The following is an 18,256-nucleotide window of genomic DNA, read 5'->3' as shown; positions in this document are numbered from 1 at the left end:
TGAGCTCTAATTTTGGCTACATGGAAGAATACGCAGGTAAACTGCTAAAAGAGATCAACAGTCCGGATGATCTGAGAAAACTAAAACCGGAAGATCTACCTGTTGTTTGTGAGGAGCTTAGGCAATTTATTATCGATGAAGTGTCCAATAATCCGGGACATTTTGGCGCCAGTCTTGGGGTTGTTGAATTAACAGTCGCCCTGCACTATGTGTACAAAACGCCTTACGACATGCTTATTTGGGATGTTGGTCACCAGGCCTACAGTCACAAAATCCTAACGGGGCGCAGAGATCTGTTTCACACCAACAGGAAATACAACGGGCTTAGCGGCTTCCCAAAACCAAGCGAAAGCGAATATGACACGTTTGGCGTTGGTCATGCCAGCACGTCTATCTCTGCATCATTAGGAATGGCTGCTGCCGCATCACTGCAAAAAGATAAAAATCGAAAAATTGTTGCCGTTATCGGCGATGGTTCCATGACCGGAGGAATGGCCTTTGAAGGCTTGAACAATGCTGCCGTCAATAATTCAGACGTCCTCATTATACTGAATGACAACAACATGGCCATCGACCCCAATGTGGGAGGTGTGAGCAACTATTTACTGAATATTTCAAAATCGAAATCATATAACAAACTTAAACAAGAAGTTTGGGATGGACTGGGGAAGCTAAACGGTTTCGGCCCGAAAGCACGTCGCTTGGTTCAAAAAACAGAGGGTGCATTAAAATCTGCCTTGCTGAAAGAATCAAACTTATTTGAAAGTTTGGGCATTCGGTATTTTGGTCCGATTGACGGACACGACATCAAATATCTCACAAAAGTGTTGCAGGATTTGCGTGAAATCCCAGGCCCAAAACTGCTGCACGTTCTAACAAAAAAAGGGAAAGGTTTTAAGCAAGCCGAACTCAACCAAACAGAATTTCATGCACCCGGAAAGTTCGACAAAGTGACCGGAGAAATTCTGAATTGTGAGTGCGCTATGAATAAGCCTCCCAAGTTTCAAAATGTCTTTGGAAACACATTGGTGGAACTGGCAGAACAAAACGAAAAAATTGTTGGTGTTACTCCGGCTATGCCAACCGGTAGCTCTTTAAATATCATGATGGAGAAAATGCCGGATCGCGCTTTCGATGTCGGTATTGCCGAACCGCACGCTGTTACTTTTTCGGCAGGTATGGCTATTCGGGGCCTCGTACCGTTTTGCAACATCTACTCTACATTCATGCAACGATCATACGATCAGGTCATTCACGACGTTGCCATCCAAAATCTGAACGTCGTTTTCTGTCTGGATCGTGGTGGCCTTGTTGGTGCCGATGGAGCCACGCATCACGGTGTTTTCGATATGGCCTACATGCGCCACATCCCCAACATGATCGTATCAGCGCCAATGGACGAAATAGAACTGCGAAACCTCATGTACACGGCACAGCAGGAAAACATGGGACCATTCTCCATTCGATACCCCAGAGGCTGTGGCTGCCAAATCGACTGGCGTCAACCTTTTGAGCCGATCCCAATTGGAACAGGCCGGATCATTTCGGAAGGTTCGGATTTAGCAATTCTGTCAATCGGAACAACCGGAATTCAAACATCGCGTGCAATTAAAGCGCTCGAAAAAAAAGGACACTCGGTTGCCCACTACGACATGCGCTTTGTAAAACCATTGGACGAAAAGCTGCTTCATCAAGTCTTTAAGAAATTTGATAAAATTATCACTATTGAAGACGGAGCAATCCAAGGTGGATTTGGCTCAGCTGTAATCGAATTCATGGTCGACCATCAGTATACATCAAAAGTCATTCGCCTCGGAGTACCTGACCGGTTCGTGGAACATGGCTCGCCGGAAGAACTGATGCGCGAGTGCGGTTTCGACCAAAATGGAATCAATCAGGCAGCCCTTGATTTGTTGAACGGATAATCGTACTTTGATCATACTATTTCGGCGGATTCTTCGTTTTCGATCTATCAGCCGAAAAGACAGCAGGACTGCTTTATCAAAGGCACCGGACAACTTGTTTCGATCATTCGGCCCAACCCGTTAAATTGCATTCATATTGGAACCCTATCTGAAAAAACGTCGCTGGAAACTATTATTGGTACTGATTGCAGTTATTATCGGAGCGGCATCATTTCAGTACACGAACTGGCTTGCCCGAAAAATGGCCGAGGAAGAACAAAAAAGTGTTTCTATGTGGGCCGAAGCAACGCGCCGGCTAATCTCCCCCGTAGATGATCCGGACGACAATATGTCCTTCCTGCTAAGTATTTTGGAATCTAACACCGATATCCCAATCATTTTAACGGATAGCGCCCGAAATATCATCACGACAGCAAACATTGACTATCCTGAAAAACGGAAGGAACAAACCTTACAAAACGAACTTCAAAAAATGATTTCGGAAAATAGTTCCATTGAAATCATTGTTTCAGAACACGAGACACAGCATATCTACTACCGCGATTCAAAAGTGCTCCAGAACCTGAAATATTTTCCACTAATTCAAATTAGCGTCATCACGCTATTCATTTTGGTGGCCTACTTTACGTTCAACTCATCACGCAAAGCTGAGCAAAACCAGGTATGGGTTGGCATGTCGAAAGAAACCGCACATCAACTAGGGACTCCAATTTCGTCATTGATGGCTTGGGTCGAACTTTTAAAAACACAGGAAATTAATCCGGATTTAATTAACGAATTTGAAAAGGATATCAACCGGCTAGAGAAAATCACCGAGCGCTTTTCAAAAATCGGCTCCAAACCGGAATTACAAATTGAAGACCTGCGGAAAACAATCGTTTCAACAGTAACCTACCTGCAAAGCAGAACTTCGCAAAAGGTGCAATTTACCATGGATTTTCCCGTCGATAAGATTTATAAAACGCCGCACAACCCCGCACTTTTGAGCTGGGTTATTGAAAACCTCTGCAAGAACGCGATTGATGCGATGGGTAATGTCGGGAAAATAACCTTGTCGCTCAGAGATGATGCCGGACAAATCTATTTCGACATCAACGACAGCGGAAAAGGAATCCCCAAATCGCAATTCAAGAGCATATTCGATCCTGGCTACACAACCAAAAAACGCGGATGGGGTCTGGGCCTGTCACTTGCTAAGCGTATTGTCGAAAATTACCACCAAGGGAAAATTTTCATCAAGCAATCAGAATTAGGCAAGGGAACAACCTTTCGGATCATCCTTAAGAAAGTTGATTTTTTCAACAAGAGCATAAAAGCATAAATCACTGAATTTCTGTTTTTTGGACTTCCCGAAAAATAGAATCATTTTTCCTTGTTAAAAAAATCATATAATTTTCTTCGTTTCTATATTTTTTATACTTTTGCAAAACTTTTTTCGAAGCAATGGCTGGATTATCTACTTATAATATTGCATTTAAAGGTCTCGCTCTTGGAACACATGAGTTTGACTATCAGATCAATAAGAAGTTCTTCGACCATTTCGACGGTGGAATTGCTGAAGATGGCAACATCACAGCAAAAGTCGTCCTCGAAAAACAGAGTTCATTAATGGTTCTTTGGTTTCATGTTTCAGGAACAGTTAAAATCCAATGCGATAGATGTTTGGATCTGTACGACCAACCTGTATCAAGCGATAATAAGGTCTTCATTAAATATGGAGAATCCAAGTTTGAAGAAGGTGATGATGTGATTTGGGTAAGCACCAACGACCATCTGGTTAATGTAGCACAAATGCTCTACGATTTTATTATTTTAGCTATTCCGATCCGGCAGGTTCATCCGAATGATAAAGACGGTAATAGTCTTTGTAATCCGGAAATGCTGAAGAAACTGAAGAAAATGGCTTACAACCCAAAGAAGTCGGAAAAGAAACCCGACTCAAGATGGGATGACTTGAAAAAATTATTAGGAAACGAATAAAGAATTTAGAAAATGGCACATCCAAAGCACAAAACATCAAAAGCTAGAAGAGATAAAAGAAGATCTCATCACCATGCAACAATTGCAACGTTGGCGACTTGCTCAAACTGTGGAGCAACTGTAAAATACCACACTGTTTGTGGCGAATGCGGTTACTACAGAGGAAAACTCGCAATTGAAAAGAGCGTAACTGTTTAATTCTCTATAAGATGATCAGAAGAAAATTCTTCTGATCTTTTTTTGTCCTAAAGATTAAATTTTCGACCGTTTTAATTAATTGTTTTAAAACGTTTTAGCCTACCCTTTTTGCGCAGTTTTTTCTTTGCGCTTCAATTTTTTACTTCTATCTTTCGACCTCTTTTTTAGATTACAAAAACCTTGTATTATATCCTAAAATCCAATTCTTTGCGATTTAGGGTTGTTGTAAAATTTTGAATTATGGGAAAAATTCATGCAGCAATAACTGGTATTGGTGCATTTTTGCCTGACTACAGGCTGACAAATGAAGAAATCAGCTCAATGGTCGACACCACTGATGAGTGGATCATGCAGAGAATCGGAATTAAAGAGCGAAGAATTTTAAAGGAAAGCGGAAAAGCTACTTCAGATATGGGTGTTGCGGCTGTTCAAGAACTACTTGAAAAAACCAACACCTCGCCCGAAGAAATCGACTTGTTGATTTGTGCCACGATCACTCCTGATCGCCCATTCCCAGCTACTGCGAATATTATTTGCCGTAAAGCAGGCTTGCATAACGCCTGGAGTTACGACATCAGTGCTGCTTGTTCCGGTTTTGTTTTTGCACTCACTACGGGAGCGAGTTTCGTCGAGACCGGGAAGTATAAAAAAGTGGTCATCGTTGGCGCTGATATGATGAGTGCGATTACGGACTATACCGACCGTTCAACTTGCCCGCTTTTTGGAGACGGTGCTTCAGCTGTTTTGCTGGAACCCACGTTGGAAGATGTAGGTGTAATTGACCACATTAACTATACCGATGGGAAAGGACGCCATTACCTGCACATCAAAGCAGGAGGTTCCAAAAGACCGGCATCCTTTGAAACCATTGAAAACCGAGAGCATTTCGTACACCAGGATGGACAAACAGTATTCAAATATGCCGTTTCGCGCATGGCCGATGTAGCTGTCGAAATCATGGAGAAGAACCAAATCACACCGGACAAGCTTGCCTGGTTAGTACCTCATCAAGCTAATATGCGAATTATCGACGCCGTCGCCCGTCGCATGAAGATTGACCCGAAACAGGTCATGATCAACATTCAGAAATATGGCAATACCACCGCCGCAACCATTCCATTGTGCTTGAATGATTATGAGAAGCAACTAAAAAAAGGTGACAACATCATCCTTGCTGCTTTCGGTGCGGGTTTCACTTGGGGATCTGTGTATCTGAAATGGGCCTATAACTCTTAAATTAATTCGAAAAAACACATAAAAATGAGTCGACTTATTATTAAAAGTCACGAGGAATTTGAAAAGTTCGTTGGAGAGAAACTTGGTGTTTCAGAATACCATACGGTGACACAAGAACAAATTAACAAATTCGCTGATGCCACCCTGGATTACCAGTGGATTCACACGGATCCGGAACGGGCAAAAAAAGAAGGCGCTTTTGGCTCCACCATTGCTCACGGCTACTTAACACTCTCGCTTCTTCCTGTCATGTGGGACCAGGTTGTACAAGTAGAAAATTTCAAAATGCTGGTTAATTACGGAATCGACAATTTCAAATTTGGTCAGCCTGTTTTGGTAAACAGCCGAATCAGAACACATGTATGGTTGAAATCGATCGCCAACCTTCGCGGAATAAGCAAGGTGCAACTGAAAGTTTCGATGGAAATTGAAGGAAACAAAAAACCGGCCTTCGAAGGAGAAGCCATTTTCCTTTACCATTTCAACCAATAAAAACTGCTCTCCGACTAATTTCTTTAGCATATCACATACCCAAAATAGAAAGGTTTCGTTCTTTAATTAGAATGAAACCTTTATTATATTTGGTCACGCTTAAAAACAAAAAGAAAGAGATGGCAAAAACCTACAACGAAGTAAATAATCAGGTTATCAACCTGATTGGCAAGGGAACGGTAATAACAGGAGAAATTAAGTCGGAGGGAGATATTCGTATCGACGGAGAACTGACAGGCAACATCACCAGCAACGGTCGGGTTGTTATTGGCGATACCGGCAAGGTAAACGGTGAAGTATTTTGTAAAAACTGTGAAGTTGCAGGCTATGTTAAAGGAAAAATGAAGATTGAACAACTCATAACTTTGAAAGCAACATCAACAGTTTTAGGTGAGATCAGCTCAGACAAACTGAGCATCGAGCCCGGATCTGTTTTCTCTGGTAACTGCACCATGGGAAACCAACTGAAAGATGAAAAAATTAAAACCGTCGAAAAATAATAACCAATTTATTCGATACTCAAGCCTGGCTTTCGAAATGATTGCTATTATGGGATTGGGAGTGTTTGCGGGAATCAAACTTGACGAATGGCTAAAAATGAGTTTTCCGGTCTTTACTTTAGTTTTGATGATTCTCTCCGTTATTGGAGCAATATTATACGCCATTAAAAACTTTATAAAAAAAGACTAAGATGAAAAGCTTTCTACTGAAAACAAGTATCTTATCAGTTGCTATCATTCTAACGAAGTATTTGTTATTGTATTTCGTCTTCCCGAAATCCGAAATCCCCTTGTTCATTTTAATTGTCGCTATTTTCTTCGCGGCTTCGAACTTTGTTCAGTATCTGCTCTTAAGAACCACGGAAAAAAACATGCGCAAGTTCAACCCGGCTTTTCTAGGTCTGAGCATGATAAAAATGTTCACGTACCTGATTTTAGCGCTTATCTACATTTGGTTCTACCGCGAATCTGCCAAAGATTTCTTAGTTAGCATCTTTGTTATCTACGTGAGTTTCTCGGCCTTAGAGATCGTTGAGATTACCCGAATAGTAAAACAAAAAAAATGATGGATACTTCTGATTAATTTATTAATTTGGAGGCTCCTTTTCAAAAGACAGAACATGACCATGGCGACACTCGAATCGAAGTTCCCGGGAAAAGCAAAACGAATTGCTTTTCTGCTTGTTGTACTCACTCTGGGGCTTGCTTCTCCCAAAATTTATGCAGAAGAAAACCAGGAGCATATCGCTGCTGAATCAACACACAAAACCAATTTTGATGCCGGAAAGTTTGTAATGGAACACGTTTCCGATGCATTTGAATGGCACATTTTAACATACGGACATACTCATGTCAGCATTCCGTTGCCTATTATATTATATAGTGAGAATTCCGGATTGAATGTTTTCTTGTCCTCGAAGTTTCATCATGGAACGGTAGCTTATAAAAACTTCCGGATTGAACAGGAAGGTGAAAATGAAGGAAAAATCGTGGAACTAAACGACCAGGGTGAAATCCTTGGCCTCCCAATCGATCTTTCAATCACAAAAGCAGTCGTCGGATTATTTGTCAGCGTTATTGTCATATTGCTGATCTTCCTCAATGTAGCCAAATCTGCGAAACAAAGAGCAGGCAAGGCACCCAAGGGACTGCAAAACCTGATTGAACCACTGGTACTGTTCATTCGTGATGAAGTGGCCGTACCGGCAATCGGCAAAGCAAAAACGGACCAGTTCCTTCCCTTTTTGCTGACACTGTTCTTTTTTATCCTCATTAATAACTTTCTGGGACTAATTCCGATATTCCCATTCGGCGCAAACGTAACGGGAAATATCGCCGTTACGCTGGTGTTGGCCCTGTTCACCTTCGTTGTAACAACACTTAACGGGAATAAGCATTATTGGAAAGAAATCTACAACCCCGATGTACCATGGTGGTTAAAGTATCCCCTCCCACTAATGCCCATTGTTGAGCTTACTGGTGTATTTACAAAGCCATTTGTATTGATGGTGCGTTTGTTCGCCAACATGATGGCTGGTCACATCATTGTGACGGTTTTTGTGAGCTTGATCTTTATTTTCTCAAGTTTGAACGGACCGGTCGTCGGCGGGATGGTAAGTCCGCTTTCGGTCGCATTTTCAGTATTTATTTTATTATTAGACGTTTTAGTTTCCTTCATACAAGCCTACGTATTTACTTTACTTTCTGCTTTGTATTTCGGAATGGCAACTTCAGAACATCATTGATTACTCAAACATAAATTTTAAAGATTATGAGTACTTTATTAATTCTTCTACAAGAATCAGTCGGAAACGTTGGTCTTGGCTTGGCTGAAATTGGTGCCGGTATCGGTGCAGGATTAGCCGCTGTTGGTGCAGGTATTGGTATTGGCCGTATTGGTGCCAGTGCCATGGAAGCCATTGCCCGCCAGCCGGAAGCAAGCGGAGACATCCGTTCAAACATGATCGTATCTGCGGCATTGATTGAAGGGGTAGCCTTCTTCGCCGTGATTATCTGTGCATTGATTCTGTTTGTATAGAAATTTATTTCTTAGTTGTCTGCGCCCGGGGTTGCCGGGTGCTTTGACAACTTAACATTAAAAATTAAGAATTTATGGGATTTGTTACACCGGATTACGGAACCATCTTCTGGATGGTGATCATTTTTGGAATCACCTTATTTATCCTGAAGAAATTTGCTTGGAAACCGATCCTCACCAGCCTGAAAGATCGGGAAAATACCATTGCAGAAGCTCTTTCGTCTGCCGACAAAGCTCGAAAAGAAGTTGAGGGACTAAAGTCGAATCAGGAACAGATTATTGCCGAAGCGAGAAGAGAAAAAGATATCATTCTTAAGGAAGCTCGCGAGATTAAAGATAAATTGCTGGCCGATGCAAAATCGATCGCCCAGGTTGAAGGTCAAAAAATTGTTGAATCAGCCAGAACTCAGATTGAAGCAGAGAAAACAGCAGCCATCAATGAAATGAAAAAACAAATCGTTGATCTGTCTGTCTTGGTGGCCGAAAAGATTATCCAACGAGAAATCAAAGAAAAAAAGGATCAGGAAGACATGGTAAACAGCCTGATTAACGATCTTAAATTGAAATAGTTTATGGATCAAAGTAAAATCACAGTCCGCTACGCCAAAGCCTTCTTCAGTCTTGCCAAAGAGAAAAAACAGCTTGACCTGTTAAAAACAGATGTTGAGTTAATTTCCACCTTGTGCAAAGATAGCGCTGATTTCAGGCTACTGTTGGAAAGTCCGGTGGTTAAAACTTCCAAAAAAATAAAGTTGATTCAAGCAATTTTCAGTAAAAAGATTAATGCGCTTAGTTTAAGCTTTCTGGAACTGATTACCACGAATAAAAGGGAAGCGCACCTTCCCGGTATATGCCGAAACATTCTGAATTTATACCGCCTGGATCAAGGAGTAAAAACGGCTGTTCTAACAACGGCCATTGATATGAAACCGGCAATTATAGCGCAAATAACAGCTAAACTGGAGAAAGACTTGAATGCTGAGATTGAATTGAGCAAACAAGTCGATCCAAAACTGATTGGTGGCTTTGTTCTGCGTGTTGATGATCAACAAATCGACGCCAGTATTGCCAGTCAATTGCGCAAAGTGAAAGAGACATTATTACAATCCGAAATCAAATAGAAAAATAAATAAACCATGGCTGATATAAAACCTGCTGAAGTATCCGCGATACTAAAACAACAACTGGAAGGATTTAAGTCAGAGGCTGAACTGGAAGAGGTTGGCACGGTCCTTACTGTAGGTGATGGTATTGCCCGAATTTACGGGTTATCCAATGTTGAATCGAATGAAATGATTGAGTTCGACAGCGGGATTAAAGGAATTGTACTAAACCTTGAAGAAGATAACGTTGGTGCTGTATTACTCGGCCCCTCAGAAGAAATTAAAGAAGGCGACACCGTGAAACGTCTGCAACGCATTGCTTCGATCGAAGTTGGCGAAGGCGTTCTAGGGCGTGTAATCAATACGATTGGCGCTCCGATTGACGGGAAAGGTGCCATTGCTGGTAAAAAATACGAGATGCCATTGGAACGTAAAGCTCCCGGGGTTATCTTCCGCCAACCGGTTACCCAACCTTTGCAAACCGGCTTAAAAGCAATTGACGCGATGATTCCAATTGGTCGTGGTCAACGTGAGTTGATTATCGGCGACCGCCAAACAGGGAAAACTGCCGTAGCAATTGACACCATCATCAATCAACGTGAAAACTTTGAAAAAGGCACGCCCGTTTATTGTATTTATGTTGCTGTTGGTCAAAAGGGTTCTACTGTAGCTAACATCGCTGCAACCCTCGAAAAATATGGCGCGATGGACTATACTGTCATTGTATCGGCCACCGCAGCCGAACCTGCCGCTTTGCAATTTTATGCCCCTTATGCAGGAGCTGCAATTGGTGAGTTCTTCAGGGATACCGGCCGTGATGCGTTGATTATTTACGATGACCTTTCGAAACAAGCCGTTTCGTATCGCGAAGTTTCATTGTTGCTTCGTCGCCCACCGGGTCGTGAAGCGTACCCTGGTGATGTTTTCTATTTGCACTCACGCTTATTGGAACGCGCGGCAAAAATCATCAACTCAGATGAAATCGCAGCGAATATGAATGACTTGCCTGAATCGCTAAAACCGATTGTAAAAGGTGGTGGTTCATTAACCGCATTGCCAATTATTGAAACCCAAGCGAGTGACGTTTCTGCCTATATTCCAACCAACGTGATTTCAATTACCGATGGACAGATCTTCCTGGAATCAAACTTATTCCTTTCGGGTGTTCGTCCAGCGATCAACGTAGGTATTTCTGTATCACGGGTAGGTGGTAATGCGCAGGTGAAAGCCATGAAAAAGATTGCGGGTACCCTGAAACTCGACCAGGCTCAATTCCGCGAATTGGAGGCTTTCTCAAAGTTCGGATCAGATTTGGATGCCGCAACTATGCGCGTACTGGATAAAGGGCGTAAAAATGTCGAAATCCTGAAGCAAGGGCAGTATATGCCGATGAAGATTGAACATCAAATCGCCATTATCTACTGTGGTGCTAAAGAATTGCTGCGCAGCGTCCCAATCGATAAAGTAAAAGAATTTGAAAAAGGTTTTCTGGAGCTGATGGAAATGCAATACCGCCCTACTCTTGACGAATTACGTGTAGGAAAACTGACTGATGCAGGGGTTGCTAACATCGAAAAAGCAGCAACTGAAATTGCAGCACGCTATAAATAATTGAACGTTCGGGAAAACTTTATTTCCCCGACTTGAAGCATAAATTACCGAAATGGCTAGTTTAAAAGAAATACGGACCCGAATAACGTCGGTTAAAACAACCCGTCAGGTGACCAGTGCCATGAAAATGGTATCGGCTGCAAAACTGAAAAAAGCCCAGGATGCAATCCATCAGATCCGACCGTATGCAGATAAATTACAACACATTCTGCAAACGTTAAGTGCGAATTTGGATAGTTCAGTTGAGTCGGTTTTCACCGAACAACGAACGCCTGATAAGGTTTTAATTGTATTGATCAGCTCTAACCGGGGTTTGTGCGGTGCTTTTAATTCATCGATTTCGAAAACCGCAGCAGAACTAGCTGAGACAAAATACCATCGTCAGCTGCAGTCCGGAAGAGTTCAGTTCATGGTCATTGGGAAACAAGGCGAAAAATACCTGAAATCCAGGAAAATGCCGGTTGCAGCCAAAGCTAATCAGGTTTTCGATTCGCTGACTTTTGAACAAGTCTCCGTTGTTGCACAAAACCTGATGGATGATTTTGCATCAAACAAATACGATCGAATTGAGATTGTTTACAACGAATTCAAAAATGCGGCGGTTCAGATTTGTTCGACTGAACAATTTCTACCGGTTCAGGAAGAGACCAACTTCGACAAAAACGCGAACCTGAATTACATTTACGAACCGAGCATGGAAGAAATTGTAAATAAACTGATCCCGAGATCACTAAAAACTCAGCTTTTCAAAGCCCTTCTGGACTCAAATGCGGCTGAACACGGTGCTCGAATGACTGCAATGCATAAAGCCACAGATAACGCTTCTGACTTGATTAAAGAGCTTACATTGACATTCAATAAAGCTCGCCAGGCAGCTATCACAAACGAAATTCTCGAAGTTACCAACGGCGCTGAAGCTTTGAACGGATAATAAAATCATTCAACCATATAAAAAGCCTGTCCTGATTCGCTGAAGACAGGCTTTTTTATTGACTACTCTGTACCAAATGTACTCAAACACAAAGAGAGGCTATCCATCAGGATAGCCTCTCTTGAATATTATTGCGTTTGAAGCTTATTCAGCCAATGCGAAACGAATAAATCCGGTTGCAGTCAAACCTTTGCTTGCTGACTCCAAATATTCTTTTACCGATAATTTGTTGTCTTTCACAAAAGGTTGATTCAACAAGGTGTTTTCTTTGAAGAATTTAGCCAAAGAACCTTGAGCAATCTTATCTAACATTGCTTCTGGTTTACCTTCCTGACGGAATTTTTCTTTCGCGATTTCCAATTCTTTTTCGATAACTTCTTGAGAAACAAAATCTTTATCCACAGCAACTGGGTTCATCGCCGCAACTTGCATTGCAACGTCCTTCGCAACCTGTGAATCTACATTTTCCTGATTGAAACCGACCAAAGTAGCCAATTGGTTACCCGGGTGAATGTAAGCCACAACTGAAGCTGCGTCAATACAGCCGAAGTATGACAAATCGATTTTTTCACCGATCACACCTGTCTGCTCTGTCACGTGATCAGCTAATGTACGACCATCCAGAGTTAAAGCTTTCAGTGCATCAAGGTCGGCTGGTTTGTTATCAACGGCAACATCCAGGAAGCTTTGAGTTAAAGTCACGAAACCTTCATTTTTTGCAACGAAGTCAGTTTCGCAGTTTAACACAACAATAGCTCCGAATTTACCGTCAGCGCTAACTTTAGCCAATGCAGCACCTTCAGAAGCCTCACGGTCTGAACGTTTGTTGGCTACCAGTTTACCTCTTTCACGAATAATTTCTACAGCGCGGGTGAAATCGCCTTCCGCTTCAGTCAAAGCGTTTTTACAATCCATCATACCAGCGCCAGTTGCTTTACGCAACTTCATTACATCTGCAGCAGAAATTGCCATATCTGTTAGTTTTTTTTATTTAAAATGAGCAATTATTCTTCTGAATCATCATCCAGATCAGCAACCTCAACGTCCTCGTCGTCACCGGCGCTAACGGCTACTTCTTTCATCGGTTCAGCTTTTGCTGCCGATTTTTTTGTAGCTTTTTTAGGTGCTTCTTCGCCATCTTTTTCGCGTTCAACTTTACGTTCGTTCAAGCCTTCTGCTACAGCATCACACATGATACGAGTAATTAAACGGATTGATTGAGAAGCATCATCGTTCGCTGGAATAACGAAGTCGATTCCTTCTGGATCTGAGTTTGTATCAACCATCGCAAATACAGGGATACCCAATTTTTGAGCTTCACGTACAGCGATTTTTTCTTTTAAAACGTCAACAACGAACAGAGCAGCTGGAAGACGAGTCAGGTCAGCAATAGAACCTAATACTTTATCCAATTTCGCACGTTGACGAGTAATTTGCAACTTTTCGCGTTTTGATAAGTTATCCCAACTGTTATCTTTCATCATTTTGTCGATGGAGATCATTTTCTTAACCGCTTTGCGGATAGTTGGGAAGTTAGTAAGCATACCACCAGGCCAGCGTTCTACAACGTAAGGCATATTCACATTGCCAACAGCATCAGCAACAAGCTCTTTGGCTTGTTTCTTTGTTGCCACAAATAAGATTTTGCGTCCCGATTTGGCAATTTGTTTGATGGCAGCAGCCGCGTCATCAATTTTTACAACTGTTTTTTGTAAATCGATGATGTGGATACCATTTTTCTCCATAAAAATATACGGAGCCATGTTTGGATTCCACTTTCTTTTCAGGTGACCAAAATGTACACCTGCATCCAATAATTCTTGAAAATTTGTTCTTGGCATCTTTTTAACTTTTGAAATAAAATGTTGAAAAGCAACCTCTGAGTAGTCCCTCGTCTGTGCCGGGGAGTCCCAGTGGTTTCAGATCCACAGTTATTTTTAGATAATATATTAACGTTTTGAGAACTGGAAGCGTTTACGTGCTTTTGGTTGACCCGGTTTTTTACGTTCCACTTCACGTGGGTCACGAGTCATAAAGCCTGCATGTTTCAGTTCTGGCTTATTTTCAGGATTGATTTCTACCATAGCGCGGGCAATTGCCAAACGCACAGCTTCTGCTTGTCCTTTAATACCACCACCATCAAGGTTTACTTTAATGTCATATTGGTCAGCAACACCCAATAAGTTCAGAGGTTGCATAACAATATACTGTAGCGTACCATTTGGGAAATATTCGTTCAGTTCCCGGTTGTTAATGGTAATCTTGCCTTTACCCTCACTGAGAAAAATACGGGCAACGGCTGTTTTTCTACGTCCTAAGGTATTTACTACTTCCATTGTTACAGTTTGATGGTATTTAAATCAATTACTTTTGGGTTTTGAGCCTCTTGTTTGTGCTCAGGACCAACATACACTTTCATGTTACCATAAACAGCACGTCCAAGACGATTTTTAGGTAACATACCTTTTACAGCTTTCTCGACCAAACGTTCCGGATATTTCTTCATGATCTCAGCCGGAGTTTGGCTGCGTTGTCCACCCGGATAACCGGTGTAACGCAAATACACTTTGTCATTCAGCTTGTTACCAGTCAATTTGACTTTTTCAGCATTAACGACAATTACGTTGTCTCCACAATCTACGTGAGGAGTAAAATTGGGTTTGTGTTTACCACGCAACATTTTGGCTACGGCACTAGCTAAACGTCCGAGCGGCATGTCAGTAGCATCAACAACTACCCATTCTTTGTTTACCGTGGCACTATTGGCCGAAACGGTTTTGTAAGATAAAGTATCCACTTGCTCTAATTTTTTTAAATTAAACACTAAAAGTTGCAAAAACTTACTTCTCAATCTGTTGTGGCCGTCCAAGTTATTAACATCGGGCTCGTTGATAACTTTTCTATCCTCAACATTTTCAATCAATTATAAGAACTGCAAGTACGGACAATAATCGGGACTGCAAAAGTATTTCTTTTTTTTGAAATAACAAGGGTAAAAACTGTGTGAAAATAAATTTAACACAAAGATTTATAGGAAATAATGCCCATTGAGCCATCCAATTTCAGAAATTCTCTGACACAAGAAAAAACAGAAGAACCGACTGCGCACATGCAATCGATTGCAATTTTTGGACTATTCTTTATTACCATTTTCATTAATAGTATAACTTTGAGTCGGATATAGAAACCTAACGAATACGAATAAAACTAAGACACATGAAAACCGTCAAGCTAATTCTCTTCTTTTTAATCATCCACAGCAGCCTTTCGGCCAAAACATATGATATGCTGGTACTCGGTGCCGACACACATGGCAAAATAAAGTGCACCGAACTCATTAACAACACAATCATCCAGGCTTCGAAAGAAGGCGGTGGAACGATTTACTTCCCCGCCGGAACATACCTCACCGGCGCAATTATCCTAAAGAGCAACATCACCTTGAATCTGGAGGCTGGAGCAACATTGTCGTTCTCCACCGATTTCGACGACTATCTTCCCTTCCGCCAAATTCGCTGGGAAGGCATCTTCATGAACACCTTTACGCCACTGCTTTACGCATCCAGCGCTGAAAACATTGCCATAAAAGGTGAAGGCACGCTGGAAGGCAACGGGAAAGCCTGGTGGGAAGAAATCAAGCGCATTCAATACAACAGTTATAAGGATAACCCATCAGATGAGTTAACCAAATTCCAACAAATGTGGTTCGATCAAAATAGAGACATCAAAGTAGAACCCTATTTTCAGGAAGGATTGAAGCGCGCCTTTTTCAGACCTCCATTCATACAGTTCATGGAATGTACAAATATTAATTTCGAAGGAGTAACTATTAAGGACTCTCCTTTTTGGACAGTGAACCCCGTTGGTTGCGAGGACCTGATGATCCATGGCATCACCATCCAAAATCCGCATGACGGGTGGAATACGGATGGTATTAATCCATCGTCGTGTAAAAATGTTCGCATCTCAGATTGCTTCATCAGTGTTGGAGACGACTGCGTAACTATCAAGTCCGGCCGTGATTTCGATGGCCGAAACTACGGCAAACCTACCGAGAACCTGACCATCACTAATTGTGTGATGCTGTCCGGACACGGCGGCGTTGTAATTGGCAGCGAAATGTCGGGTGGTGTGAAAAATGTGACCATTTCCAACTGTGTGTTCGACGGAACCGATGCCGGCATTCGCCTGAAGGCCTCGCGCGGTCGTGGTGGAGTCGTTGAAAATATCCGCGTTGACAACATTGTGATGCGCAACATTCAGAAGAATGCATTTATCATCAACTTGTTTTACGACAAGACCTCGGAGTCGGAACCGGTAAGCGATCGTACGCCTGTCTTCCGCAACATACACATTAGCAATGTAACCGGCACCGATGTGAAAAAAGTTGGTTTCATTACAGGTATCCAGGAGATGCCGGTCAATGAAATTTCGTTTTCCAACATCAATGTGGTTGCACAAGAAGGATTCTCGGCTGAAACAGCCACCAACTTATACTTTAGTAATATTGACATCGTAACAGAAAAAGGCCCTGCTCTGAGTTTCAAAAACTGCAATGGTGTCGTTCTGAATGATATTCACTCCAAATCACCGCTTGCTGACCAAGCGATTCTTACAATTGAGGATTCTCAAAATCTGCTCATTAATAACTGTTACCAAAAAGTTCCTGCTGATGTCTTCTTAAAGGTTGATGAGAGTGAAATAATCTGGGGAACGAACTTTATGGACCAAGTAAAACAAGCCATTCAGAAAGACTAAAGAACAATAAACAACGACAATGAAGCTACTGTCAAATTTAAACGTCGTTCTCTTCCAAATCTATTCAGGGTTCATTGTTGAAGCCGCACCAAAGGCAGGCGGAAAATCAAATAGTTCAAACAGATAAATTCAAACCAAAATGAAACAAAATTCTTTATTCGCCATATGCAGTGGCGCACTCTGCATACTTCTTTTTAGTCAATGCCAAACAACGCCGAAAAAGACAGTCATTGAACTATCGAACACCTCACAGATCAACCTGACGGACAAAGCGATTGCTATCGATCGCTCCCAAATTTCGGACATCCCGAAAGAAGAAGCTTTCCCGTTAATCATTTCAACGGAAGGAGATACCATTGCGTCTCAGTTAGATGATTTAAACGGTGATGGACAGTGGGACGAATTATTCTTCGTAACTGACCTGAATGCCAGTTCTACCAAAGCATTCACCTTCGGGTGGACCGATAAATCTCCGAAATATACCATTCGGACCAGTGCCCGTTTCGGAAAACGACGCTCCGCAGACACACCTGTTGAACCGGCGACAAGTGAGGTAATTTTACCGAACGACCTTCCCAAAAGCATCGGCTTTCAGAAATACCAAACAGACGGCCCATCATGGGAAAACGACAAAGTAGGATTTCGCCATTACCTGGATGGACGGAATGCCAAAGACTTATTCGGTAAAAGAGCAGCTTACATGTCTCCCGAAAATGTGGGAATCAATGCCAATGGTGAAGTAGAAGATAATTACCATGTTATGGAGGATTGGGGTCGCGACATATTGGCTGTTGGCAATTCAGTCGGGCTTGGTGGTTACACCCTCTTGGTTAATGAAAAGCCCCTGCGCCTGGGCGTTTTAGTGACCGACTCTGTAAACAACGTGGATAAGACCACCTTTCACATTGTAACAGAAGGACCTGTAAAGTCTGTTCTGGCATACAATTACGAAGGTTGGAAACCTGCAGAAAACAGAAACTACGAAGTAAAAGAAACAACCTCTATTTGGCCGGGAATGTATGCCTATCAAAATACAGTCGAATTCTCGAATTTGAAGGGAGACGAAACACTGGCCATTGGCTTGGTAAACATTCACAACCAAAATCCATTAGAAGAAATTCCGGTGAACGTTGAATGGATGGTGCTACTGACGCACGACATGCAAACTTACGATCGTGGATGGTGGCTGGGAATGGCCATTATTGTTCCCCGGGCTATTTACGAAGGATGCACCGAAGCACCTAAAACTGGTCAGCTGACAAACAGTTTCCTCGCCAAGCTAAAGGTTGAAAATAACAAACCTGTGACTTACTATGCCGCCGCAGGATGGGAATTAAGTGATGAACGTTTCAAAGACCGAGACTTTTGGAAAGCCTATGTTGAAAACCTGGTGCAACAGCTTTCGGCCAAGGTTGATATCACGATCAAATAAATCGTTCACCTCAAGTCGTCTGACTTGATGAATAAGATAAACTACAAGGGGG

The 18,256-nt window shown here is 42.1% G+C and carries 21 protein-coding genes; 17 read left to right on the top strand and 4 right to left on the bottom strand.

Going from position 1 to position 18,256, the window contains the following annotated elements:
- The first annotated feature begins 20 nt into the window (after positions 1 to 20).
- The 15 genes from dxs (at position 21) to atpG (ending at position 12,014) form a co-directional block, all read left to right on the top strand.
- Positions 21 to 1,925 carry a 1-deoxy-D-xylulose-5-phosphate synthase gene (gene dxs / locus GJV22_RS16030; protein ID WP_163716088.1) on the top strand — a complete coding sequence of 635 codons (1,905 nt, stop codon included), beginning with the start codon at positions 21 to 23 and terminating at the stop codon, positions 1,923 to 1,925.
- Between the two features lie 136 nt (positions 1,926 to 2,061).
- Positions 2,062 to 3,246 carry a sensor histidine kinase gene (locus GJV22_RS16025; RefSeq protein ID WP_205461908.1) on the top strand — a complete coding sequence of 395 codons (1,185 nt, stop codon included), beginning with the start codon at positions 2,062 to 2,064 and terminating at the stop codon, positions 3,244 to 3,246.
- 122 nt (positions 3,247 to 3,368) lie between these two features.
- Entirely contained in the window at positions 3,369 to 3,905 is a 537-nt protein-coding gene (locus GJV22_RS16020) for a YceD family protein (protein ID WP_163716085.1), read from the top strand.
- A 12-nt stretch (positions 3,906 to 3,917) separates the two neighbouring features.
- Positions 3,918 to 4,103, top strand: a complete 186-nt coding sequence (rpmF, locus tag GJV22_RS16015; protein WP_163716082.1) for a 50S ribosomal protein L32 — start codon at positions 3,918 to 3,920, stop codon at positions 4,101 to 4,103.
- A 240-nt stretch (positions 4,104 to 4,343) separates the two neighbouring features.
- On the top strand, positions 4,344 to 5,339 hold the full coding sequence (locus GJV22_RS16010; RefSeq protein ID WP_163716079.1) for a beta-ketoacyl-ACP synthase III: 996 nt from the start codon (positions 4,344 to 4,346) through the stop codon (positions 5,337 to 5,339).
- A gap of 24 nt (positions 5,340 to 5,363) precedes the next feature.
- Positions 5,364 to 5,831, top strand: a complete 468-nt coding sequence (locus GJV22_RS16005; protein ID WP_163716076.1) for a MaoC family dehydratase — start codon at positions 5,364 to 5,366, stop codon at positions 5,829 to 5,831.
- Between the two features lie 71 nt (positions 5,832 to 5,902).
- The gene (locus GJV22_RS16000) at positions 5,903 to 6,331 is read left to right on the top strand and encodes a bactofilin family protein (RefSeq protein WP_238480347.1); all 429 of its coding nucleotides are present in this window, start codon (positions 5,903 to 5,905) and stop codon (positions 6,329 to 6,331) included.
- The gene (locus GJV22_RS15995) at positions 6,303 to 6,521 is read left to right on the top strand and encodes an AtpZ/AtpI family protein (RefSeq protein ID WP_163716074.1); all 219 of its coding nucleotides are present in this window, start codon (positions 6,303 to 6,305) and stop codon (positions 6,519 to 6,521) included. The genes GJV22_RS16000 and GJV22_RS15995 overlap by 29 nt, the downstream gene beginning before the upstream one ends.
- 1 nt (position 6,522) lies before the next feature.
- Entirely contained in the window at positions 6,523 to 6,897 is a 375-nt protein-coding gene (locus tag GJV22_RS15990) for a hypothetical protein (protein ID WP_163716071.1), read from the top strand.
- A gap of 54 nt (positions 6,898 to 6,951) precedes the next feature.
- Positions 6,952 to 8,076, top strand: a complete 1,125-nt coding sequence (gene atpB / locus GJV22_RS15985; RefSeq protein ID WP_205461907.1) for a F0F1 ATP synthase subunit A — start codon at positions 6,952 to 6,954, stop codon at positions 8,074 to 8,076.
- 26 nt (positions 8,077 to 8,102) lie between these two features.
- Positions 8,103 to 8,369 carry an ATP synthase F0 subunit C gene (gene atpE / locus GJV22_RS15980; protein WP_163716067.1) on the top strand — a complete coding sequence of 89 codons (267 nt, stop codon included), beginning with the start codon at positions 8,103 to 8,105 and terminating at the stop codon, positions 8,367 to 8,369.
- A gap of 74 nt (positions 8,370 to 8,443) precedes the next feature.
- Positions 8,444 to 8,938 (top strand): F0F1 ATP synthase subunit B, encoded by a 495-nt coding sequence (gene atpF / locus GJV22_RS15975; RefSeq protein WP_163716064.1) that lies wholly within the window; start codon positions 8,444 to 8,446, stop codon positions 8,936 to 8,938.
- 3 nt (positions 8,939 to 8,941) lie between these two features.
- Positions 8,942 to 9,490, top strand: coding sequence for an ATP synthase F1 subunit delta (gene atpH, locus GJV22_RS15970; RefSeq protein WP_163716061.1), 549 nt, complete (start codon positions 8,942 to 8,944; stop codon positions 9,488 to 9,490).
- A gap of 15 nt (positions 9,491 to 9,505) precedes the next feature.
- The gene (gene atpA / locus GJV22_RS15965; RefSeq protein WP_163716058.1) at positions 9,506 to 11,083 is read left to right on the top strand and encodes a F0F1 ATP synthase subunit alpha; all 1,578 of its coding nucleotides are present in this window, start codon (positions 9,506 to 9,508) and stop codon (positions 11,081 to 11,083) included.
- A 52-nt stretch (positions 11,084 to 11,135) separates the two neighbouring features.
- The gene (gene atpG / locus GJV22_RS15960; RefSeq protein WP_163716054.1) at positions 11,136 to 12,014 is read left to right on the top strand and encodes an ATP synthase F1 subunit gamma; all 879 of its coding nucleotides are present in this window, start codon (positions 11,136 to 11,138) and stop codon (positions 12,012 to 12,014) included.
- 144 nt (positions 12,015 to 12,158) lie between these two features.
- On the opposite strand, the gene tsf is transcribed toward atpG, so the two are convergent.
- From tsf to rplM, 4 genes are all read right to left on the bottom strand, one after another.
- Complete coding sequence (gene tsf / locus GJV22_RS15955) at positions 12,159 to 12,986, bottom strand: translation elongation factor Ts (RefSeq protein ID WP_163716051.1); 828 nt, start codon at positions 12,984 to 12,986, stop codon at positions 12,159 to 12,161.
- A gap of 32 nt (positions 12,987 to 13,018) precedes the next feature.
- Complete coding sequence (rpsB, locus tag GJV22_RS15950; protein WP_163716048.1) at positions 13,019 to 13,855, bottom strand: 30S ribosomal protein S2; 837 nt, start codon at positions 13,853 to 13,855, stop codon at positions 13,019 to 13,021.
- Positions 13,856 to 13,963: 108 nt separating this feature from the next.
- Positions 13,964 to 14,350, bottom strand: coding sequence for a 30S ribosomal protein S9 (gene rpsI / locus GJV22_RS15945; RefSeq protein ID WP_163716046.1), 387 nt, complete (start codon positions 14,348 to 14,350; stop codon positions 13,964 to 13,966).
- 2 nt (positions 14,351 to 14,352) lie between these two features.
- A complete protein-coding gene (gene rplM, locus GJV22_RS15940) occupies positions 14,353 to 14,811 on the bottom strand; it encodes a 50S ribosomal protein L13 (protein ID WP_163716043.1) in 459 nt (152 codons plus the stop codon).
- 419 nt (positions 14,812 to 15,230) lie between these two features.
- On the opposite strand from rplM, the gene GJV22_RS15935 reads away from it, so the two are divergent.
- A complete protein-coding gene (locus GJV22_RS15935) occupies positions 15,231 to 16,772 on the top strand; it encodes a glycoside hydrolase family 28 protein (protein ID WP_163716040.1) in 1,542 nt (513 codons plus the stop codon).
- A 139-nt stretch (positions 16,773 to 16,911) separates the two neighbouring features.
- The gene (locus GJV22_RS15930) at positions 16,912 to 18,204 is read left to right on the top strand and encodes a DUF4861 domain-containing protein (RefSeq protein ID WP_163716037.1); all 1,293 of its coding nucleotides are present in this window, start codon (positions 16,912 to 16,914) and stop codon (positions 18,202 to 18,204) included.
- Positions 18,205 to 18,256: the final 52 nt, after the last annotated feature.

It is taken from the genome of Mangrovibacterium lignilyticum (assembly GCF_010882175.1).
GTDB classification, from domain to species: domain Bacteria; phylum Bacteroidota; class Bacteroidia; order Bacteroidales; family Prolixibacteraceae; genus Mangrovibacterium; species Mangrovibacterium lignilyticum.
Note: the sequence above shows the minus strand (reverse complement) of the source record. Positions and strands in the feature narration are given on the sequence as shown.